11 protein-coding genes and 1 pseudogene are annotated in these 23,742 nt (G+C 58.1%); 3 read left to right on the forward strand and 9 right to left on the reverse strand.

From position 1 onward, the window contains the following. Positions 1-73: 73 nt before the first annotated feature. Complete coding sequence (locus VLA07_RS14125; protein WP_333989490.1) at positions 74-1,174, reverse strand: polyamine ABC transporter substrate-binding protein; 1,101 nt, start codon at positions 1,172-1,174, stop codon at positions 74-76. Between the two features lie 296 nt (positions 1,175-1,470). Next, the gene (locus VLA07_RS14130; RefSeq protein ID WP_333989491.1) at positions 1,471-2,892 is read right to left on the reverse strand and encodes a purine-cytosine permease family protein; all 1,422 of its coding nucleotides are present in this window, start codon (positions 2,890-2,892) and stop codon (positions 1,471-1,473) included. 323 nt (positions 2,893-3,215) lie between these two features. Between VLA07_RS14130 and VLA07_RS14135 the strand changes: the two genes are divergently transcribed. Both VLA07_RS14135 and VLA07_RS14140 read left to right on the forward strand, forming a co-directional pair. Next, the gene (locus tag VLA07_RS14135; protein ID WP_003225754.1) at positions 3,216-3,701 is read left to right on the forward strand and encodes a flavin reductase family protein; all 486 of its coding nucleotides are present in this window, start codon (positions 3,216-3,218) and stop codon (positions 3,699-3,701) included. Positions 3,702-3,859: 158 nt separating this feature from the next. Then, complete coding sequence (locus tag VLA07_RS14140; RefSeq protein ID WP_150368787.1) at positions 3,860-4,903, forward strand: LLM class flavin-dependent oxidoreductase; 1,044 nt, start codon at positions 3,860-3,862, stop codon at positions 4,901-4,903. A gap of 420 nt (positions 4,904-5,323) precedes the next feature. Here VLA07_RS14140 and VLA07_RS14145 read toward each other — a convergent pair. The 6 genes and pseudogenes from VLA07_RS14145 to VLA07_RS14170 form a co-directional block, all read right to left on the reverse strand. Beyond that, positions 5,324-5,870: pseudogene (locus tag VLA07_RS14145) on the reverse strand (hypothetical protein). 159 nt (positions 5,871-6,029) lie between these two features. Next, positions 6,030-6,431 (reverse strand): hypothetical protein, encoded by a 402-nt coding sequence (locus tag VLA07_RS14150; RefSeq protein WP_333989492.1) that lies wholly within the window; start codon positions 6,429-6,431, stop codon positions 6,030-6,032. Positions 6,432-7,112: 681 nt separating this feature from the next. Then, entirely contained in the window at positions 7,113-7,505 is a 393-nt protein-coding gene (locus tag VLA07_RS14155; protein WP_115989569.1) for a hypothetical protein, read from the reverse strand. A gap of 2 nt (positions 7,506-7,507) precedes the next feature. Then, positions 7,508-19,285: a two-partner secretion domain-containing protein gene (locus VLA07_RS14160; RefSeq protein WP_333989493.1), complete on the reverse strand. Its 11,778-nt coding sequence runs from the start codon at positions 19,283-19,285 to the stop codon at positions 7,508-7,510. A gap of 24 nt (positions 19,286-19,309) precedes the next feature. Continuing rightward, positions 19,310-21,016, reverse strand: coding sequence for a ShlB/FhaC/HecB family hemolysin secretion/activation protein (locus tag VLA07_RS14165; protein ID WP_333989494.1), 1,707 nt, complete (start codon positions 21,014-21,016; stop codon positions 19,310-19,312). Positions 21,017-21,170: 154 nt separating this feature from the next. Then, positions 21,171-21,620: a winged helix-turn-helix transcriptional regulator gene (locus VLA07_RS14170; RefSeq protein ID WP_239777530.1), complete on the reverse strand. Its 450-nt coding sequence runs from the start codon at positions 21,618-21,620 to the stop codon at positions 21,171-21,173. Between the two features lie 188 nt (positions 21,621-21,808). On the opposite strand from VLA07_RS14170, the gene VLA07_RS14175 reads away from it, so the two are divergent. Beyond that, on the forward strand, positions 21,809-22,627 hold the full coding sequence (locus tag VLA07_RS14175; protein ID WP_333989495.1) for an alpha/beta fold hydrolase: 819 nt from the start codon (positions 21,809-21,811) through the stop codon (positions 22,625-22,627). Positions 22,628-22,672: 45 nt separating this feature from the next. Here the strand turns inward: VLA07_RS14175 and VLA07_RS14180 are convergent, their stop codons facing one another. Further along, complete coding sequence (locus VLA07_RS14180; RefSeq protein WP_333989496.1) at positions 22,673-23,386, reverse strand: DUF72 domain-containing protein; 714 nt, start codon at positions 23,384-23,386, stop codon at positions 22,673-22,675. Positions 23,387-23,742 lie beyond the last annotated feature (356 nt).

A 23,742-nucleotide genomic window follows, 5' to 3' on the forward strand; every position in this document is an offset into this window, starting at 1 on the left:
GCCGACACCTTTATTGAATGTCGGCTGACACGACGCAGCGCGAGCAGGCTCACTCCTACAGGTGACCGCGGCGTTACTTGTCGGACTTGATGCTGGTCCACACTCGGGTGCGCACGCGTTCGAGTTTTTGCGGCAGTGGCTGGACCACATACAGGGTTTTCAGCGCCTCGCTGGTCGGCGTCAGGTTTGGGTTGCCAGTGATGTCCTTGTTCACCAGCGGCATCGAGTCCTTGTTCACGTTCGGGTAGCCGAGGAAGTCGCTGATCGGCGCAATGACTTTCGGATCGAGCAAGGTGTTGAGGAATTCATGCGCCTCTTCGACGTTCTTCGCGCTCTTCGGAATCGCGAAAGTATCGAACCAGATCGGCGCGCCCTCCTTCGGCAAGCGCCAGTCAACCACCACACCGTTGCCCGCCTCTTTCGCGCGGTTACCGAACTGGTAGAAGCTGCCGGAATAGCCGATGGCCACGCAGATGTCGCCATTGGCGATGTCGGTCATGTACTTGGCCGAGTTGAAGTAGGTCACGTAAGGACGAATCTTCAGCATCAGATCCTTGGCCTTTTCATAGTCGGCCGGGTTCTGGCTGTTCGGATCGAGACCGAGGTAATGCAGGGCCAGCGGCAGAATTTCCGACGGCGAATCGAGCATTGCCACGCCGCAGGATTTGAGCTTCTCCATGTTCTCCGGCTTGAACACCAGATCCCAACTGTCCACCGGCGCGTTGTCGCCGAGCGCTGCCTTGACTTTGGCCGGGTTGAAACCGATCAGTACCGTGCCGTACATGTAGGGCACGCCGTACTGGTTGCCAGGGTCATTGGCGTCAAGCAGTTTGAGCAGCGCCGGATCCTGATGACTCCAGTTCGGCAGTTTCGACTTGTCGAGTTTCTGGAACACCCCGGCCTTGATCTGGGTGTCGATGAACTGGTTCGACGGCACCACCAGGTCGTAGCCGGAGTTGCCGGTGAGCAACTTGGCCTCCAGCGATTCGTTGGTGTCGAAGGTGTCCCAGGTCACTTTGATGCCGGTTTTCGCGGCGAAATCCTTGGGCACCGACGGCAGAACGTAATCCGCCCAGTTGTAGACCCGCAGCTCGCGCTGCTCGGCGTGTACCGCGCTGGCCAGCAGCGTCAGCCCACACACGGTGGCACCCAGAATGCGTTTCATCGTGACCATGGTTGTTTCCCCAGAATGCGACGTGAGATCGATGGTTTTTATGTTCTGTACACGGCAGCGGCTGTAAAGGTAGCCAAGGGCAAGGAAGGTCCAGCGTTTCGTTGTGGCTTTGATTCTTGCCGACCGCGGGGTCGCGGCACAGTGGGGGATGGGCCAAAAGGGGATCGAAATGGCCAATTTGAATGACCACTGGAATGCGGAAGCTGGACGGGGATCACTTGTGGTGAGGGGATTCATCCCCGATGGGGCGCGAAGCGGCCCCCTTTACATCTCAAAGGGGCCCGCACTCGCTGATTTCACGACTGCTTCGCAGCCGATCGGGGATAAATCCCCTCGCCACGTTGCTTCTGCGTCTGCCCGCGTGTGGCGAGGCAATAATACAGCGGCACCGTCACCACCAGGCCAAACAGCCACGACAGATCCGCACCGTCCACCAGATTGGCGTACGGCCCGACGTACAGCGAAGTGTTGGCGAACGGCAGTTGCACAATGATCCCGATGAAATAGGCAATGATCGCGTGCAGATTGAAGCGCCCGTAAATGCCGCCGTCCGCGCGAAAAATCGAGGTGATGTCATAGCTGCCGCGCTTGATCAGGTAGAAGTCGATCAGGTTGATCGACGCCCACGGCACCAGTACCAGCAGCAACGCCAGAATCAGTCCGATGAACTGCGAAATGAAATCCGCCGAGGCACTCAGCGCCACCACGCAGCAACCTGCCAAAACCACGCTCGACAACAGCACGCGCACCTTGATGCTTGGCGTCCACTGGCTGGCGAAGGTCTGGATCGAGGTGATGATCGACAGCACCGCGCCGTACAGATTCAACGCGTTGTGGCTGATGATGTTGAGCAGGAACAGCACCATCAGAATCGGCCCCAGCCACCCGGTGGACTGCTTGACCGCAGCCATCGCTTCGGTGCCTTCCGGCGTTGCCAGCACCGCTACGGCGCCGAAGCTGAACGACAGAATCGTCCCCAGCGTCGCGCCCAGATAAGTGGCCCAGAACGGATTGGCGATGCCGATATCCGCCGGCAGGTAACGCGAATAATCGGACACGTACGGCGAGAAGCTGATCTGCCAGATGATCCCCAGCGACACCGTCGCCAGCCAGCCCGACAGGTTGAAGCTGCCGCGCGTCAGGAAGTCTGCCGGCAAGTCGTGGGCGAAGATGTAGATGAAACCGGCGAGCAACGCACTGCCCATCACCCAGGTGCCGATGCGGTTCAGTGTATGGATGAAGTTGTAGCCGATCACGCCAATCGCCGTGGCCGCCAGTGCGCCAATCAGAATGCTCAGCGGCGCCGGTACCGACGGTGCGATGCCGACAATCGATTTACCGGCCAGCACGATGTTGGAAATGAAGAAACCGATGTAGATCAGCGCCGCAAAAAACACGATCAGCAGTGCGCCGTAACGCCCGAACTGACCACGACTCTGAACCATTTGCGGAATGCCCATGCGCGGGCCTTGCGCCGAGGCCAGGGCGATCACCACGCCGCCGATCAGGTGCCCCAGCGCAATCGCCAGCAGCCCCCAAAGCAAGTCGAGATGGAACACCTGAACCACCATGGCGCCGGTGACGATGGGCAGTGGCGCGATGTTGGTGCTGAACCATAAGGTGAAAAGGTCGCGGGCCTTCCCGTGGCGTTCCGCGAGTGGGACGTAGTCGACCGTGTGATTCTCGATCAACGGATCTTGCCGGGACATCTGGGACATATGCATGAACTCGAGTTTGTCTGTTCTTATCTTTGTATGAAGCCAAACCGGGGGGACTCTGGGCCGCTCCTCAGATGCAGACCATATTATGGTATTCCAAACATTTCACAAGACTGATCCGTAGTTTGCGGCGCTAGCTGATCCGCCATCCTCACTGATACTGCGGCCTGCAGGCCAGCCGAAAGCCCAATAAACGCTGAGTTTCCGACGAAAGCACCACGTTTATCGGTTCAGCCTAAAAGCCCTTGCAAAGAAAAAATACTGGTATACCATCAGACCAACAAATACATAAAAATCGCGTCACAACACCCGAGGACCGTCCAATGATCGATGCTGCCATCTACAAACAAGTCATGGGCTCGTTTCCGTCCGGCGTCACTGTCATCACCACGCTGGACGATGACGGCCAGATCGTCGGCCTCACCGCCAGCGCCTTCAGCTCGCTGTCGATGGACCCGGCCCTGGTGCTGTTCTGCCCCAACTACAGCTCCGACTCCTACCCTGTGCTGATCAAGAACAAGCGCTTCGCGATCCACGTCCTCTCCGGCGGCCAGCAAAGCGAAGCCTACGCCTTCGCCCGTAAAGGCAAGGACAAGGCACAAGGCATCGAGTGGACGTTGAGCGAGTTAGGCAACCCGATCCTGGCCAATGCGACGGCTATCATCGAGTGTGAGTTGTGGCGCGAATATGAAGGCGGCGACCACGCGATCATGGTCGGCGCGGTGAAGAATCTGATCGTCCCGGAGCAGCACACCGGGCCGCTGGTGTATTGCCACGGCAAGATGGGCGCCCTGCCCGTTCTGGCCTGAGCAAAACTTCAACCCCACACACATCCACTGTGGGAGGGGGCTTGCTCCCGAAGGCGATGTGTTAGCCACCAGAGGTGTCGATTGATCCAGCGCTTTCGGGAGCAAGCCCCTCCCACACAGTTTTGTAGCCTCAACAATAAAAGACCCGAGGAAGCGTCATGAAATTTTCCCTGTTCATCCACATGGAACGCTGGGACGAAAGCGTCAGCCACCGCCAACTGTTCGAAGACCTGACCGAACTGACCCTGATGGCCGAGGCCGGCGGTTTCAGCACCGTGTGGATCGGCGAACATCACGCGATGGAATACACCATCTCGCCAAGCCCGATGCCGCTGCTGGCCTACCTCGCCGCCAAAACCACCACCATTCACCTCGGAGCCGGCACCATCATCGCGCCGTTCTGGCACCCGCTGCGGGTCGCTGGTGAATGCGCGCTGCTCGACGTCATCAGCAACGGACGTATGGAAGTCGGCCTGGCCCGTGGCGCCTATCAGGTCGAATTCGATCGCATGGCCGGCGGCATGCCCGCCTCCAGCGGCGGCCAGGCCCTGCGTGAAATGGTCCCGGTGGTCCGCGCCCTGTGGCAAGGCGACTACGCCCACGACGGCGACATCTGGAAGTTCCCGACCTCCACCAGCGTGCCGAAGCCGATCCAGAAACCCAACCCACCGATGTGGATCGCCGCCCGCGACCCAGATTCGCACAACTTCGCCGTGGCCAACGGCTGCAACGTGATGGTCACGCCGTTGATGAAGGGCGACGAAGAAGTCGTCGACCTGAAGAACAAGTTCCAGACTGCGCTGGATAACAACCCGGATGTGCCGCGTCCGCAACTGATGGTGCTGCGTCACACCCACGTGCACTCGGCGGACGATCCGGACGGCTGGAAAATCGGCGCGAAAGCGATCTCACGGTTCTACCGCACCTTCGATGCCTGGTTCGGCAACAAGGAAGTACCGGTCAACGGCTTCCTCGCTCCGAGCCCGGAAGAGAAATTTGCTGGCCGCCCGGAGTTTGAGCTGGAGAGCCTGCACAAGACGGCGATGATTGGTACGCCGGAAGAGATCATTCCGCGGATCAAGTATTACCAGGAGCTTGGGGTGGATGAGTTTAGTTTCTGGTGTGACAACAGTCTGCCGCATGCGGAGAAGAAGAAGTCGTTGGAGTTGTTTATCAGGGATGTGGTGCCGGCGTTTCGATAAACACTTAGCCGGTTCAGCCCGTTAAATGAAAACGCCCCGATAGAGTTCGGGGCGTTTTAGTTTTACGTGGACTCATCGTCCCAAAAATTTCCGGCAGGCGCATATTGTCCATCTCGGAAAACGGCGCACCAACCAAAACTTGGGCAAAACATTTCAAGATCAATGATCTGGTAAGCCTTCGCCAATTTTGCTCAAGGTAATCAGACTATTGGCATAGTGAGTGTATTGACCACCCGCCCCGGCGACCGCATGTCGTTCCAGCTCCTCACGATTCCAGCCAGATACGATCCCCGGACGATTCAGGAACTGTATCCGAGAAGGAGATTTCGAATTGCGTTGAAACTTTGCAAAGGCACGGAATCCGTCGCTTTTTGAGCAAATCATCAGTGATCAGGTTGTCAGGGAAATCAATGGTTAATTTCAAACGCGTGGGGCTCCGATGAGAACACGTTGATCCGGCCGGCTAACATCGTAAACATGCTGCTCGCAACCCTGCCCGACAAACTGAAACTCCACCAGGTAGACCTTGCTTCGTTCCGGCGTAAAGGTACTGATCAGCGGCCCCCAGCTGTATGTATTGCCGGTGCCCATGCCGTTGGAACGCCCCGATACCTCAAAGGGTTCGTCAGCATTGGCTTGAGTTTTCCAGCTGAGGGAAGTGCTTGAACGTGGCGCTATTGGCCGCTTCGTTAAGCTTGGCGATCCAGCCGAACACCTTGCCTCGCCCGGAATCCACCACAGTACCCAGCACTTCCATTCGTTGATCGGGATCTGAAGCCCGGCGAACCGAGAACTCGACAGGGTATGTGTAGCCTGTCGAGTTCATGATGACTTTGGCGTGTTGTGCATCTGGCGTTACCGTTTTTTGCTGAAGTTGGACACCCTCTTTTAAAAGACTCGGGGAAGAGTCTCTGACGTGGGTGTTGCAGCCTGAAAGTATGAGAAACAACATAAACAACAATCGCATTTTGGCCAATTTTTGACACCCCGTTCCAGCGTTACAACGGCCCAACACTGACAATTGAGCCCACGAAGATTCACGAGCCATCAACGGGTAATTGAACGGCTCAATAACCCACGTCACCAGAACCCGCGGCGACGTGCTATCTGTATCGCGACACTCCTCTTATAACCCGCCCAGAAGGTTCTTGTATTTCTCACAAACTGAACTGTGGGAAAGAATAGAATCGTCCACGTCATTTAAAACACAAGGCCAAGTTTCCGCAAAACTCAAAAAAACCTTCAAGTAAATTAACTTCGCATGCTCGGTATGATCGAGGTTAAGCTCAATCATTACCTGCGGCTCCCCCCCCAAGACATCCTGCCACCCTTGCAGATCTTCGGCATCGTAAAATTCTTCAAGAACATCTTTTGAATGCAATGCCAGCCAGATTTCCGAATTGCCCTCGCTAACGCCGCCCCGAAAGGGCTTGCCGGAACTCACGAACCCACCGTGCGCCAAGATGATTTCTTTGAAGTCTTCTGTGTTCAACTTTTCTGATGAAATGATCATTGCCGATAACGACATGGTTATAACCCTCCTCTGCTTGCACCATACAAAAAGAGCTGATCCAAAGTATTTATCACCTTGACACCTAACTTCTCGTAGGACTTTATCTGCTGGGGTTAACGGGGACAGACCACATTTTCGGAGTGCTTTCTAAACGTGGTCCGTCCCCATTTACCCACCGGATGAATTACCATTTTCGCTCTAACAGGATTCATTTCAATGCATCGATAACAGCACAACAAATATCGTTCACTCTCTACAAGGCAGGAACGATACCGGCTTTTCCACAAACTTCCGCTGCGACCATACGTACGATTTATATATTGGACTCATCTCTGACCAACACCTTTCATCAGCAGCCTTGCGCTGTTGACATGATGAGGACTGACTAACAAATGAATATGATTAGTCATTAGGCACTACGCATGAATATCACAATTACTTTTTAAACCCTGTTCGACCAAAAGCTCCAGGTAAAAAAGGTAGTCTTCCTTCGTAAAAAAAAACAGATCTATTATTTCCTCGTTGAATCAAGTGCTGTGGTACGCCTGGTATCAAAACTCGGGGTCTACGCGGCATCAATGAGTCCTTTCAATTGGTCGAACTGAAAGCTTAGCGCGCTGCAAGACTCAAATGACGGCAAAATTTTACGGATTGTTTCAGCCAATTATATTAAACGTGGTCTATCCCATTTGTCCCCTACAAATAATCAAGCCAATCATCGGACTTTATGCCTTGATTCGTCCTAAGAAACTCATCATACCGAGTCTTATTCTTCTCAAGACTGTCATCCTCAAGATCTATACAAATAAAGCTCCCCCCTCTCTCTTCAACAAATATAGAGGTTGCCTTAACCTTTGCCGGCAAGACATCCTCTAAAACACCGGCAATCCTCGCCCGATGAAAAATAGAACTTTTTCCGCCACCCAAAGGAAGAATTTTATCCATTATGGAAAACATTATTTCTGGCCTGGATATTTCGACCCTATCACCTTCCTCGTAATTTTCAGAATACTCCTCAGGCACGAGAAAGAGCCTAAAACCAATAACCACAAGCCACCCTTCCAACTCAACAACGTCGCCAATATTCATGACTATTTTCCTATAACAATCGCATTAACACCGCCTGACATTACGCCATCCAGCATTCCCTGCATGACACCTCGCGGACCAGCAAACGAATCCCGCGTCATATAATAATTTACTCCTCCAACAGACTTGACACCGTCAACTATAAGAAAATGCCTTTGCTGCCCCGCAGGAACTTGCACAATAACACTCAAGCCTTCTTTCAGCGCCTGATTTAGTTGTTCCGGCATCATGGACAGATCAATGGTATTTTTTATGCCGGAACCGGATATCACATCTGACAGTTCTACCGTATTGACGCCAGATGGTCTGATTCCATTTGCAAAATTACCAATTACACTTTCAAGGCTAATAGTTTTTCCCGTGTTATCACTGATGACCATGGCTGCACACGCTGGCCCACATACAGGTGCATTGCCCTGCATCACCATCGTTCCGACTGGCTCATACGGGATAGTTTTGGCGGCAGTTGAAGCGGTACCACCTGCGCCATCAACAATTGCTCCTGCACCTCCCACTGCCTTGGAGGCCGTAAGGACTGGGAGAATCGCACCCGCGATGGCACCACCGTCTCCTAACGCATCAAGAAAAAGTTTACCCCATTGCCCTTGCAGCAGGTATTGCGACTTTTGAGTTTCTCCGGCTGTTTCTCGCAAACACGAGATAGTGCCACAGCTCAGGTTCGCCATTTTTACGCTGACTAAAGTGAAAGCCTTACAGAAATCCGACTGACAATTCAGCAGCAATTTCTCTCCCAGGGTCTTGCTGGCCTGGTCAAATTGAGCCTGCTCAGCCTCATTGAAACCATTCTGGCTATCGGCTATAGGCTTCCACTTGTTCAGCTCATTTTCCTGACATTGCACATCCTTCCCGCACGCCTCTACCAATTGCTTGGAAATGGCCTCTTTCTGCGCATGGGTCAAGTAGTTATTAGCTGTAGCCTGCTGTGCCACCCATCCTGCAACTTGTTGATCTTTATCGCTTCCTCCCGCTGCGGCAGCTACCGTCATGCCCAGCAGTTGAGAGGTCATGGCCAGTACTTGATCGTGCGCAGCACCCGGGAATATTTTCTCCCCGGCTAAGTCAATGAGTGCCTTGTTCGCGCCGGCAGCCAATGCGGAGGTTGCAAAGTCTCCACCGGCAGCTTCACCGATCAATCCACCGACAATCGCATGCACGGCGACTTTGGTTGGTAAACCACTGCCAAGAAGGCTATCACCGACTTTTTCGTAAATGGCACCGCTCAAGGCATCTGCCGCCAGGCCGATTACCGCCTGACTCAAGTTGTCTTTGAACTTCCCACCGTTGACAACAGTTTTCAGTGCCGAATTAACCGCCAATCGAACACCAATAGCCTGACCCGCAATGCCACCACTAACCCCAGCCGCTACATAATTTTTCAGACTGTCGGTTGAAGTGACATCCTTGATAACTGCTCCCAGATTCCCTCCATTATTGATCGTACTGATCACTGCGCCACTGGCAGCAGACGTCAACACAGCAGTTGCAGCAATATTCGCCCAACCGGCGGCAGTCGCCGTGCCTGCAAGCGAAGTTCCTGCAGCCGCCATGGCGGTTCCCGACCCTGCCGTCGCTCCAGCCGCCGTACCTACAGCGGCACTTGCTGCACCCGCAGTCAATGCGGTCACGATGATGATGATCGCCAACATCGCACCCTGACCAAGTCCAGAGTGGCTGTACTTGAAGCTCTCATGAGCCTCCTGCACCTTGCGCCAATTGACATCTCCGCGTTGCTCGGCGTCCTTCAACCAAGCTAACTGCGGATTAGCCTGCACCATTGTCTCAATGGTCTGACTCACCGTTTTCTGGTCGATTTGCCTGATATCAATCTTCAGGCCATCGACCGCTCTGATCACCAGATTCCCTTCCGCGGTCAATTCACTTTGTCGCAAGGTTTCGTCGGTGTGCCCCTTACCCTTCATGGAGTTCCAGGACAGGCTACTACTGCTTTTTTCGTGACTTTCCTGCTTGAGGTCCTTTACCCCTTCAAAGGTCACGGAACCACCGCTTTGCACCATCAGGTTGTTACCGCTATCAAGCTTCGCCACTTGATAGCGCTGATCACCACCACTGACCAAAATCAGGTCTCCACCTGTGGTGATTTCAGTGCCGACATGAGTGACGCTAGTGACTTCGTCTCGCTTGGTTTTTTTGCTGCCGAAGCTGCCCTTTTTCTTCATGTCATACAACGAGTAATCCGTGTCCTGCGCGGCAAGGATATCGATACGGTCCCCGGCCACCAGATAAGCCTCATCCCCTGAGGTGATACGGCTGGAGATCACCGCAAGATTCTGGCCCGCAGCCAACGCCACATCACCGCCTGCGGTAATACCGGACATGACCTGGCTAACGTGATCTTCCTGACGGGTAACTTTCTTATTCTTGGATAAAGAATGTTCTTCATCAGCAGCCGAACTAACAGTCAGGTTTTCCGTAGCTGACATCGCAAGGTCACGCTTGGCGTCGATCTGACTGGCGATGACTGTAAGATCACGACTCGCATCAGCCTTGAAGTCACGCCCAGCATCAATGTCAGCGCCCAGTTGGGTGATGTCGCTGCTGTTGTGCCGATCGTCGTGGAACACGCTGTTGGTGACTTGCACCGACGACACGTTAATGTCGCGCCCGGCATTCAGGACCATGTCCTGGCCGCTTTTCATCACGCCACCGGTGATGTTGATGTCGTTGGCCGCTTTGACGGTCAGATCATTGGCCGCTTCGATCCGTGCGGCGTTGTCGGCGTAGTCATGATGCTGGGTGCCGAAGCGGGTGCTGTTGTCGGACGAGGTGATGGTGCGTTCGTTGATCACATCCCCGGTGCGAGTCGTCAGGTTCACGTCGCGCCCGGTGATGATCCCGCCGGACTTGTTGACGATATTGTTGGTCGCCAACAGATCCAGTCGGTTGCCCGCCTCGATCACGCCACTGTTGACCAGATCCTTGCCCGCCGTCGCCGACAGATTATTTGTCGCCTTCAACGTCCCGACGTTATCCAGGTTCTCACCGGCAATCAGCGTCACATCATTACCGGCAATCAGCGCCCCGGTAGGACCCAGACGACCATTGGCCTGCGCCAGATAAACCACCGGCACCAGCACTTTCTCGCCGTTCACTTCGTGCTCTTCGAGCCAGACGATGTCGTGCGTCAGCGCGGCAACTTGCTGCGAGGTGAGGCCGACGCCTACCGACAGATTGAGGGCGTCCTTGCTGGCGATGGCGTTGTTCATCAGGTACGTGAACATGCCCTCGTTGGAGGTCTGGCCATCAATGAATGCCTGGCCAGTGCGGGCGGTCACGGCTTGCTGGATCAGGCGTTGCTCGTAGAGGCCGTCGCCGAGACGCTTGGCGCTCTGGTCGGGGTCGTAGCCGAGTTTTTCCAGCAGGTAGTCGGAGCTCATGAACGACTTGAGGTCGGTCAGCACCGGGTTGGTTTCGATCAGGTATTTGTGTGCGTTGGACGGCGCCTTGGTGTCCGGCAGACCGGTGACGCGGGTCACCGGACGGGTGTCGATCGACTCCCTGGCGTCGTTGCCGCGGTCTTTCATGCCCGGGCCGGCGGCGTTCACCGGCACGTTGACGTCGACCGTGCTGGCCACGGCCTGAACGACGCTCGGGGTGCGGTGGAACGTATCCACTGCGCGCGTGCTGTCGGAGACCGCAGGCGGCGCGTCAATGAAAAGGTTACGCGGGCCACCGCTGCTGCCAGCCACGACGTGAGCTTCCGTGGCGACGGTTTGCCCGCCCACGGTCCAGGTCGGCGCCGGGCCGGTCGCGGCGACTGGCGCGGTATCAGCGGCGCCCTGGCCGCTCAGGCGGAACAGACCGTTTTCCCCGGTTGGCAGGGAAAAGCCTGGCAGGGACAGCGGGTTGACCTGCTGCTGGGCGAGGTCCGGCGGCAGTTGGCTGTTGATCCGGATGACGGTGGTGCCGGTGTTGCCGACGTTGGTGTTACCAACTTTGTTGGTGCCTCCCGCCGAACCGTAGTCCTGGTGGATAACGCTGTTTTCCAGTTCCTTGGCAGCCGTGATCGAAACGTTACCACCCGCCTGGATGACTGCATTGCGGCCAGTGTTGGTGCTCGCGGCACCGGTGCTGTCCACAGCGACCTCATTGACAGACTCCGCTTTGTACTGGGTCAACTGGCCGGGCAGTTCAACCAGATTGTTCGGGTCATACAGGGAGGGAGTTGTGGTTTCAAAGCCGTAATTCAGGCCTGGTATCGCGTTGCCCCATCCACGCAGCTTACTGACGACCGCGCCGGTTTCGCTGTCCTTGAGTGTTACAACGTCAAACCACTCGCCGTCGCGCCCCCCTTCTCTGATACGCGTGGACTTGGGAACGGCCTTACGTATGCTGCCTCCCGCTCCGATGTAATAAACAAACGGAAAATCAGGGTTATTGCGCTGGTTGTAAGGCGTCACGACACTGTCAAAGAACCGCTTGGTACCACCGTCGGTCATGCTGAGTATGTAAGTACTTGTGCGTTCGATGGTGCCGCTTTTCGCCCCGATGTTTTTGAGACTGTCAGCGGTGATATTGATATTGCCGCCAGCAGCGACGGTGCTTTTGCTATTGAGAAACGTACCTCCCTGGAAAACAAAATCCTTACCGACATTGAGCACTGCCGAGGCGCTGCTATCAGTGTCCGTACTTTGATAAAACTCTTTGGCCATCAGCGTGAAGACATAATTGTCACCCTGGCAGTCATTGCAAATATTGGCGATATAACCCGAGATCAATTTGCGATCGCCCGACATCACCGGACCTTCGGTACGGTTCTCGAAAACATCGGCGTTGATCGCGAACCCACCAACGCTCTCCATCGAACCGGAGATGTTGTAGACCCCAGCAGCCCGCGCGGCGCCGCCGTAACCCTTGATGGTCACATTCCCCAACCCGTAGAAATCACCGTGCTGGTTGGTCAGATTGCCCACACTGAGCGTCATGTCGTTGCCGCTGAAAATCAGCCCACGATCATTGAGCAGTGAAGGCGTGTTGATGTTCAGGTTCTGCGCGGCACCCAGGGTGCCGTAGTTGGTCACGCTACCGGCATTGACGGTCAGGTCTTGGCTGGAGGTGATGCGCCCGGAGTTAGTGAACTGCCCACCGACACTGATGATCGAGGTCGCACCCGCGGCAAAACTGCCGCTCGCGCCGATGTTCATCTGTGCAGCAGAGAGGTAAGTCCCGCGCTGGCTCGACAGTCGGCCATTACCGCTGTAGCCGCCAGTCAACTGCATATCGATCAGGCCATCACTGGCGATCAAGCCGTCGTTGGTCCAGTTGCCGCCTCGCACCTGCAACACATCCGAGGCGAGCAACTTGCCGTTGGCACTCTGGCTGAATTGCCGGACATTGACGTTCAAGGTTCCGGCCTGAATCACGCTGGAGTTGTTCCAGGTATCAGCATTGAGTTCCAGCAACCCACCGGTGGTGATGCTGCCACCCGCACCGATCACATTGGCCGTGGCGATTTCGAACTTGCCGCGGCCGACGTGGTTGAGTTGCCCGCCGTCATTGAGGAAGCTGCCGACGTTGACGGTCATGTCGGTGTTGGCGGTTTCCAGCACGCCGTTACGGTTGTCGAGTTGGCCGCCGATCTGCAAATCGGTCTTGCCCCAGTTGCCCAGCGAACGCAGACGACCATTCTGGTTGTTGATGCTGGCCGCCCTGACGGCGAGTTGCGTGTTGCTTTCAATGACACCCGCAACGTTGCTCAGTGCGCCGCTGAGGCCGAAGTCGATGCGCTCACCGGCAATCTGCCCGGCGCCGTTGTCCAGATTGGTGCCGCTGACGCTCACCAGACCTTTGGCATAAAGCACACCGTTGCGGTTATTGAATCCGGCCGTGGTGATGTTCGCGTCTGTCGCTTGCGCGGAGATGCGTCCGCCGTTGTTGTCCAGCCCCGCCAATGCCGTCAGCTTCAGACCCTGCGCCTGAATGATGCCGCCCTGACGGTTGTTGTTGAGGTCGTAACCATTGCGCAGCACACCCACCGTCCGTGCTTCGAGTGCGCCTTTGATGCTGGACAGAGTCCCGCCACGGTTATCGATATTGGCGGCGTTGATGCTCACATCACCGTTTTGTGCGATGACCTTGCCGCTCTGGTTGTCGAGGTCGCCGCTGACATCCAGGGTCAGGCCGTTTTCGCTTTGCAGCGCACCCTTGCCGTTGTTCAGGCTCGCCGCCTTCAGTTGCAGCGCGGAGTTCTGGCTGTAGATCAAACCATCAGCGTTGTTGCGCACTGCGCCGCTGGCGGTGATCTGTAGCAGATCATTGGCGGCGATGGTGCCCTTGTTGCTGTTGTCCAGCGTGCCGGTCGACAGGTTCAGATTCTTCTGGCTGGCGAGTTGGCCGTTCTGGTTACTCAGGTCGGTCACGCCTTTGATCAGCACAGGACCCGCGCCAGCCAGTCGGCCACCGTTGTTGTTGAGGTCGCCGCTGAGGTTGAGGGTGATCGCGTCGTTGCTGGCGATCTGGCCGCCACTGTTGTCCAGTCGCGAAACCGTGGCGGTGATCGCTTGCTGCGCATTGATCGCGCCGCCGACGTTGGTCAGCGCCATGCTCAGCAGATCCAGCGCACCGTCGCTGGCGATCAAGCCGCCCTGACTGTTATTGAGCGCGCCGCTTAGCGTGAGCGTCTGCCCTGCTCCGCTGCTCAAAATACCTTTGTTGCTGTTATCGAGGCCGCCGGCCTTGACGGTCAGGCTGCCCTCGGCGACCAGCGCACCGGCACCGCTGTTGAGCAATGTGTCTTTGAGCTCGACCGCGACATCGCCGAGCTTGCTCGAGAGTGTGCCGCTGTCGCGGTTGTCGAGGCTGTCGCCGCTGACGCTCAACCCCTGCCAACCGGACAACAAGCCCTTCTGATTGGTCAGTGTGGTGCCACGCAGCAAGAGTTTTTCGCCGCTGATCAACTTGCCGGCGTTGTTATTCACGGCACGAGCGATGACGTCAAAACTCAGGTTGCTGGAGATCTCACCGCGCTGGTTGTTCAGGTCGCGCAGACGCTTGAGGGTCAGCGGGCCTTTGGCGGTGAGCAGGCCGCTCTGGTTGTCGAGGTCGCCATTGGCCAGGTCCAGCGTGATGGCTTGGTCGCCCAACAGGCGGCCGCCGTTCTGGGTCAACGAAGTCAGGGTCAGATCGATGTCACCCGCGGCGGAGACTTCACCGCCATTACTGGAGTCCAGACTGGTCGCGGTCAGCGTCAGATTGCCCTTGCTGTTGATCAAACCACTGTCACGGTTGTTCAGCGCCATCGCATTGAGCGTGACCGCGCTGACACCCAGTAGCATGCCGCTCTGGTTGTTCAGATCGGCACTGCCGATGTTCAGCGCCTGCGCAGCACTGATCAGGCCGCTGGCATCGTTGCGCAACAGGCCATCGACCGTAAGTTCAAGATCGCCACGGCTGACCAGGCTGCCACCGCTGTTGTTCAGGCTGCCCGCCCGCACATCGATCGACGCCGCGCCGATCAGGCCCTTGACGTTGTCCAGCGCATTGGCGATGCGCAGGGTCAGGCCCTGATTGCTCAGGAGTTTGCCGTTGCTGTTGTCCAGGCTTTGCGCGGTCAAGGTGAACGCTTCAGTGCTGGAGATCGTGCCGCCCTGGTTGTTGACGCCGTTGAGTTGCTTGAGCAGCAGAGTGCCGGGCGCGCTGATCACGCCGTTGATGTTGTTCAACTGGCCGTGGTTCAGGTCCAGGCTCAGGCGCGTGTTGCTGAGCAGCTTGCCGCCCTGTTGATCGAAGCCTGTCACCGATGCGGTCAGTGCGCCCTGGCTGCCGATGCTGCCGGCATCGCTGTTGGTGACCTGGCCGGCGACGAGGTCGAGCGTGTCGGCGCTGCTCAGCGAACCGCTGCTGTTATCGAAATCACCGGTCGTGACCGTGACCGCGCCTTTGCCGCTGAGGGTGCCCTTCTGCCGGTTATCCAGGCCGGTACTTTTGAGCACGAGGAGGCCATCGGTGACGATTCGTCCGCCCTGGTTATCGACCTTGCCAGTGCTGTCGAGAGTGAGGTCTGCAGCGCTGGACAGGCTGCCGCCAGTGTTGCTCAGTTGCGCGGAAGTGACGGTCAGCGCGCCTTCGCTGCTGACGTTACCGAGGTGGTTGGTGAAGTCGCCGCTGAGGTTCAGCAGCATGTCCTGCTGGCTGAGCAATTCACCGCCGCTGTTGTCCAGCGTACGACCTTGCAGCTTCAGCAGCGTGCCCGTATCGATCAGGCCTTTGTTGCGGTTTAACAACTGATCGACCGTGAGCGTCAATGCCTTGCTGGTGAAAACCTTGCCGCCATCGCTGTTATCGAGTTTTTTACCGGTCAGCAGCAGATCGCTGTTGGTGGTGATTTCACCGCCACGGTTGTCCAGTTCATCGACCGTCAGGGTCATGCTCTTGGTCGAACCGAGCAAGCCACCGTGGCGATTGTCGAGGGTCTCGGCGCTCAGTTTGAGCACACCGGTGGCGATCAGTTGAGCGTCCTGGTTGTTCAGGCTTTTTACCTGAATGGACGCATCGGACTTGCCGGCAATGCTGCCCTGCTGGTTGACCAGCGTATCGGCGGTCAGCCTCAGTTCACCGTCGGCGATGAGAGTGCCGGACTGGTTGTTCAAGGTCTTGTCGGTGGTCAGCAGCAATGGGCCGCGACTACTGATCAAGCCATCCTGGTTGTCGAGGCTCACGGAATGGCTGTCGAGTGCCGCCGCAGAAATTACGCCTTTGAGGTTATTCAGCGCTTGAGCAATACGCAGCGTCAGCCCTTGCTGGCTGATCAGCTTGCCGTTGCTGTTATCCAGGTCATTGGCGGCGAGGGTGAATGCTTGCTGGCTGGAGATCTCGCCGCTCTGGTTGTTCACGCCATTGAGGTTTTTCAGCAGCAGGGTGCCGGGCGCGTTGATCAAACCGTTCTGGTTGTTCAACTGACCGTTGTTCAGATCAAGCGTCAGGTCTGCCTTGCTGAACAGCTCGCCACCCTGCTGATCCAGCCCGGTGACCGATACGTTCAACGCTTGCTGGCTGGCAATCCGGCCAGTGGCGTTGTTGACCTGAGCGGCCTTGAGCGTCAGAGACGCTTCACTGGTGAGTTTGCCGCCCAGGCTGTTGTCGAAGTCGCCGGTATCGACATGACTGGCGCCTTTGGCGCTGATCAAACCTTTCTGGCTGTTATCGAGGCTGGCGCTGGTCAGGGTCAACGTGTTGTCGGTGCCGATCGAACCCGCCCGATTGAGTACCAGGCCACGGCTGGTTACCGACAAGACGCCGGCTGTGCTCAGGCTACCGGCACTGTTGTCGAATCGGCCGACATTGGCCGTCAGCGTGCCCTCGCTGCCGATTGTGCCCTGCGCGTTGATCAGGGCATCGTCGAGGGTAATCACCAGGCCGTTGAGGCTGTTGAAGCGACCACCGCTGTTATCCAGGCTGCTGCCGGTCAGCGTGGTTGCGCCCTTGGCGCTGATCAGGCCTTTATTCAGGTTGATCAGTTCCGCCACGGCGAGGCCCAGATCGGTGCCGGCCAGCAGCTTGCCGCTATCGCTGTTGTCCAGGCGCTGACCCTTGATGTTGAGCAGCAGACTGCTGGAGATTTCGCCGTTGCGGTTGTCGACATCGTCGACAGTCAGGGTCAGCGCTTTTGTGGTGCCGACCAGACCGCCATTGCGGTTGTCGAGGGTCTTGCCGGTCAGGCTCAGATTGCCCTGAGCGACCAGCGCACCGCCCTGTTGTTGCAGCAACCCGATGGCCGCAGTCAGATCACCTTGGCTGGAGATCCGACCTGCGGCGTTTTGCACTTCGCCCGCGTTGAGGCTGACCGGACCGACCGCACTGATGAGTCCGCCGCTGTTGTCCAGACGTGTACCGGCGTAAGCGATACCGGACTTGCCGGTGATCTGACCCTTGTCGCGGTTGTCCAGGCGGTCGACGTTGAGTGTCAATTGCTGATCGGCCTGGATCACGCCGGCACGGTTGTCCGCGGTATCGCTGCGCAGTGCCAGGGTGGTTTTACCGATGAGTTTGCCGTCGCGGTTGTCGAGGTTGCCGGTTTGCGCGTCGATGGCGCCCTTGGCAGTGATCTCGCCTTTGTTGCGGTTGTCGAGTGCGCCGCGCAGACGCACGGTCAGGCTGCCGTCGCTGACCAGCACACCGCCATCGCGGTTATCCAGGCTGGCCGCCTGCAGACTCACCCACTGGCCGGAGCCGAGCACGCCATCACGGTTGTCCAGCGCGCCGCTGAGGTCGATATTCAGCCCCAGATCGCCGAGGATCTGACCGCTGCGGTTGTTCACCGTTGCCGCGTTGAGCCGGGTGACGCCGTTGCTGGAAAACTCGCCGTTGCTGTTGTCCAGTTGACCGAAACTACCGGTCAGATGGCCCGAGCTATGGATCACCCCTTGAGTGTTGAATAGCTGATTGGCGGTGACGTTCAGCGTCGCATTACCGAGCACGCGGCCGCTGTTGCGGTTGTCCAGCGTGCCCGCCGTGATCGCCGTGGTTTGTCCGCTGAGCGTACCGCCCTGGTTGCTCAGGGTTTGCGCGGCGCTGACGGTGAGATTGCGGCCGGCGATGAGGCTTTTGCCAGTGTTGTCGAGGTTTTGCGCACTCAGGCTCAGATCACCGTTGGCGTTACGGTTGCCGTCGGCGTTGACCCCGGCCTCGATGACTCCGGCGTTGGTCAGCTGACCACCGGCACTGAGGTTGATACTGTCGCGGGCAGCCAGGGTCTGGTGGTTGGTCAGATTGCCTTGGGTTTGCACGTTCAATGTCGTTCCGGCATACACCGGCCCGCGCGCATCGAGACTGGCCGCCTTGACGTTGACCGCACCGGTCGCCGAGGTATCAACCAGGCTCAATTGACCATTGGCATCAAGCTGAATATCGCCACCGCTGGCGATCAGTTTACCGTCGAGCTTCACGCCGACCCCGGCCTCGGTGCCAACCAGTTTGATCGCCCCGGCATACATCCCGCCCAGCGCCGAGGAGTCAATCGCCAGTTGCGGTTTGGCGCTGCCGTCATCGGCGCGGGCCGTGGCGTTCAAGGTCTGTGCGTTGACGTCGTTGCGCCCGGCAACAATCGTCAGATTCTGCGCCTGCAGTTGCGCATTGATCTTCGCGCTGCGGGTGATGATTTCGAAGCGGTCGACGTTGGTCGCGTTAAGCCCGGTGCCTTCAATGGCCACAGAACCCTGATCAACCTGAAAACGATCCAGCCGCCCCGCGCCATCCAGCACCGGCTTGCCGGTAGTCAGCGTTACGCGTGGCGAGTTGATAAAGCCGCAACCATTACAGGTGATGCCATACGGGTTGGCGACGATCACCCGCGCAGACTTCCCCGCCACTTCGGTGTAACCGCGCAACTGGCTTGGGTTGCCGCTGATGACTTCGTTGAGAATCGCTTGCGCCGAGCCGCTGTTTTTCAGGTTCGGGTTGCCGATGATGTGGCCGCCCAATTGTGTGTTCGACGTCTGGCTCGAGCCGTTGTTGAGGATGACACCCTGCGCGCCGACGTTGTAATCATGAAACTGGTTGTGCGACAGGCCCGCGCCGTTGGGCGTGGCGATGTTGATGATCGGCACGCCATTGCCGGCCCGATCCAGCGCGGTGTTCGGGTTGGCCACGACAATGCCGTCGGCCTGCGCCCACATCGGTTGCCAGAACATCACGTTCGCCAGCAGGAACGCCAGCCCGCGCTTGGGCATGCCCAGAAACGACTCACGGTTTTTTACGGCCGCAGAAGGCTGGCCTGCAAGGAAGGCGAACTGACGAACATCCATGTCGATGGTCTCGAAGAATTTGAATTAGATGAAAAAGTCGAGGCGGAAATAGATCGGCGCTTCGCGCTCGGTCAGCACGTCCGGGCGCTCGAGGGAATGCGCAAAGGTCACGCTGGCGGCCACGTGCTCGCCACGGGCGAACAGTTCCAGCGAGTTGCTCGACATGCGCCCATGCTGCTCACCGTTGTAACGATCGCCACGAATCACGCCCTGGTCGTAACCGAGGCTGGTGCCGTATTCAGCGAACACCGGGCGCAGCCATTCGGCCGTGACCGGTCGGCTCCAGCGCAGGTCGTTGCGCCAGTAGCCGCCGCTGTCGCCGGACAACGACTGATCCTTGTAGCCACGGATCGACGACAGCCCGCCGAGGCTGGTGCGTTGTGAACTGAACAGCACGTCCTCGCTGCGCTGGCCGGTCATCAGGCTGCTGAAGCTGAAGGATTCGCCCCACACTTTGAACGGTTGCAGGTAGCTCAGGGTCGCGGTGTATTTACGGTAGCGTGCGTCCGGTTCGCCCGGGCCTGGATCGTGGCTGCCCTGCGCATCGAACGCGCCGATGCCTTCCTGCATGCCGGCGTCGAAGTTGACGAAGGCGCTGCCGATGCGGCGACCGTGGTTGAAACCGAACTGTGCTTCGCTGATGCGGTTGCTGCTCAGCTTGAGCTTGCTGTCTTCGATGTAGTTGTTGGTGCGGAGGTAGGACAGCCCGGCGCTGAGCGAAGTCTTGCTCACCGAGTCGCGATGGATCACTCGCTCGGCGCGCAATTGATGGTTTTCGCTGTCGCCGGTCTGCTTGAAGTTGTAGCCGTTGGCGGCGATCTGCGAGCGGTAGTCGCTCTGGCTGTAGGTGTAGCTGAAGTTCCACCAGCCCCACGGCAGGTTGTAATTGAGCATGGCGTTGCTGGAGGTGTGCTGGTGATCGGTCATTGCGTCGTGACCGCCGCGCAGGCTCAATTGATCGGCCAGGCCCAGCGGACTGTCCCAATCGAAGGTGGTGCCCCACTGCTGTTCGCCGGTGCTGCGCTGGCCGTCGTTGCTGCGCGACAGTCCGGCACGCCATGGCTTCTGCGGGTTATTGGTGACCAGCACTTCACTGCCGCCGACGTTCTTGCCCGGCGCCAGCTCCATCTTGGCCTGATTGGACGGCAGGCGATTGAGCTGATCGACCATTTGCTCGATCTCGCGCAGGTTGACCAGATCGCCGGACTTGCCGGGAAAGGCCATCGCCAGCTCACGCTCCGAAAGCTTGCTGTTCTCGGCGCCTTTCATGCCTTCGAGCTTGCCTTCGACCACCAGCACTTTCAGATGCCCGCCAGACAGATCCTGCTGCGGCAGGTAGGCGCGGCTGGTGACCAGGCCTTTCTCGATGTAATGGTCGGTGATGACCTTGAGCAACTCGTTGAGTTGCGGCACCCCGAGGCACTGGTCGATGTAGGGCTTGAGCAAGCGGTTTTTGTCGCTGTCGGACAGACTGTCGGCGCCCTTGAGCTCGATGTCCTTGATCGGGAAACAGCGGGTATCGGTGGGCGCTGCCGGTTGCGCAGGCTTGGCATCTTTGCCGGGCAGGTCCTTGAGTTCTTCCAGACGCCGCTGCTGCTCTTCGAGCAGGCGATTCTGGCGCTCGCGGATCAGGTCGGTTTCACCTGGGGTGGGTGCAGCGAAGGCAATCTGAAGCGGAGACAGGCACAGCAAAGCTACGCACAACCTCGCCGCGAGGGCGGGTGGGTACATGTTCGATCCCTCGATACGGAATGACATCAAAATAGTGGCGCGATATTAGATGGCCATCATTTTGACGTCAAACAATCGTTTCAACCTTTTGTCGGGTTTGTAACAGGGATTGAACAATCGACGCGGCTGCGGTTTTCCGAGGGGAATCCTTGGTTCAGTGCGCAACGCCCAACTTCGTCGCCACGTCCTGAGGTGCCAGTAAGCGGCCATCCGCTGAACGCAATTCCAGTTTCCTGATCGGCTGCCGCTGCTGCGCATCAACCATAACCGACCCCGGCTCACCCGGCGCATACAGGTGCTCCCCGCCCCACTGCGACAGCGCGACGATCACCGTCTGCAAGGCCTTGCCGCGTTCGGTCAGCACGTATTCCTTATAGGCACCGCCATCGGCGGCCGGCACGGTTTGCAGGATCCCCTGCTCTACCAGGCTCTTGAGCCGAGCGCTGAGCATATTCTTGGCGATATCCAGATTCTTCTGAAAATCACTGAAGCGGCGGATGCCCTCCAGCGCATCGCGGATGATCAGCAGCGACCACCAGTCGCCGATCAGGTCCAGCGTACGGGCGACCGGGCAGGCGTTGCCGTGCAGGCTTTTGCGCTTCACAGGGTGTTTCTCCATCAAATCCAGCGTGTGGTTGCATCTTACAACTGTGACGCTGGAAAAGAACCACGCCACCCGCCATGGCAATTGAGCACTTGCGTACAAGTGACAGCCGCGATTTGCGCCGATAGTGATGGGCGGCCATTGCGGCATCCGGCCTTCCGAACGATCGCCCACAGCAAGGAGTTCCCATGAGCACATTCACTACCGATGACGGCACACAGATCTATTTCAAGGACTGGGGCAGCGGCAAACCCGTGCTGTTCAGCCATGGCTGGCCGCTGGATGCCGACATGTGGGAATACCAGATGGAATACCTGAGCAGTCGCGGCTACCGCACGATTGCCTTCGACCGCCGTGGTTTCGGCCGCTCCGATCAACCATGGACCGGCTACGACTACGACACCTTCGCCGATGACATCGCGCAACTGATCAAGCATCTCGACCTGCGCGACGTGACGCTGGTGGGCTTCTCCATGGGCGGCGGCGACGTCAGTCGCTACATCGCCCGCCACGGCAGCGAGCGCGTTGCCGGGCTGGTACTGCTCGGCGCAGTGACGCCACTGTTCGGCAAGAAAGCCGACTACCCGCAGGGCGTCGACACCTCGGTGTTCGACGGGATCAAGGCCGGTCTGCTCAAGGATCGCGCGCAATTCATCGCTGATTTCGCCGCGCCGTTCTACGGCACCAATCAGGGCCAGAAAGTCTCCGACGGCGTGCTCACGCAAACCCTGAACGTCGCCCTGCTCGCCTCGCTGAAAGGCACCGTGGATTGCGTTACCGCGTTCTCCGAAACCGACTTCCGTCCGGACATGACGAAGATCGACGTGCCGACCCTGGTAATCCACGGCGACGGCGATCAGATCGTGCCGTTAGAAACCACCGGCAAACAGGCGGCGGCGATGATCAAGGGCGCCGAGCTGAAAGTCTACGCCGGCGCGCCCCACGGTTTTGCCGTGACACACGCCCAGGCGCTCAACGAAGACCTGTTGGGTTTCCTGAACCGCTGATGATCGTCGACGCGACAATCTTGTGCGACTACTTGTCCGTCTGACTCAATCCGCGATCAACGCTGCCAGTGCTAACGCATTACCTAGCGCGGCACCGCTGGCAGTGTTGTCAAAGATGCACCATACGCTGGCCCCCTCCGCAGCGCAGGCCTTCATGTCCTGCGCCAACCGTTGCAGATAAGGCAACTCGTAAGCACTGTGATAAATCCGTGGCGCGCCATGCAGTCGCCAATAGCGCACACCCGCCCAGCCCTGCGCCGAACCGTCGGTACTGATCCGCGACGGATCGACCACGACCTGGGAAATCCGATACGCCTGCAACATCGGCGCCGCCACCACCCACGACTCATGCCGTGGCTCAAGCACCACGTCACCGGCGAAGCGTTGGCGCAACGCCACGAAAAACGCCTCTGCACTTGCCGGTTCAAAGACCAGCGACGGCGGCAGTTGCACCAGCAAACACCCCAGCCGATCGGCCAGGCCTTCGCACTGCCCGAGAAACTCATCCAGCGCTTGCTCACAGTTTTGCAGACGCAACTCATGAGTAATCTGCTTCGGCACCTTCACTGAAAAGCGAAAGCCCGGCGGCACCGAATCCGCCCAGCGCGCATAGGTCTGACGCCGATGCGGGCGATAGAACGAGCTGTTGATTTCCACACAGTCGAACCGCGCGGCATAACGCTGCAGATGCGTGCCCTCGGCCGGAAACTGCGGCCAATACTCACGCCCCAGACTCCAGCCCGCGCAACCGATGAACATCAAAAAAGCACCCTCGCCGCTTCACGCATGAAAATCTCCACGGTCTTCGTTCACAGATTTCAGGGATGGCGAAATACCTGGGGGAGCTGGCTTGCCAGCGAAGGCGTCGTCACATCCACAATCCACTGCGCCTGACGCAGCGCTTTCGCGAGCAAGCCCGCTCCCACAGGTTTCGGCGGCGCTCACAGACTTGGGGCACGGCGAAGTGCCGGTGGGAGCTGGCTTGCCAGCGAAGGCGTCGATACCTCCACAAACGCTGTGACTGACACAACGCTTTCGCAAGCAAGCTCGCTCCCACAGGGTTCTGCGGCGCTCACAGACTTGGAGCACGGCGAAATACCTGTGGGAGCTGGCTT

Origin of the sequence: Pseudomonas sp. S3(2024), from assembly GCF_036861315.1 — a bacterium.
Lineage (GTDB): Bacteria > Pseudomonadota > Gammaproteobacteria > Pseudomonadales > Pseudomonadaceae > Aquipseudomonas > Aquipseudomonas putida_A.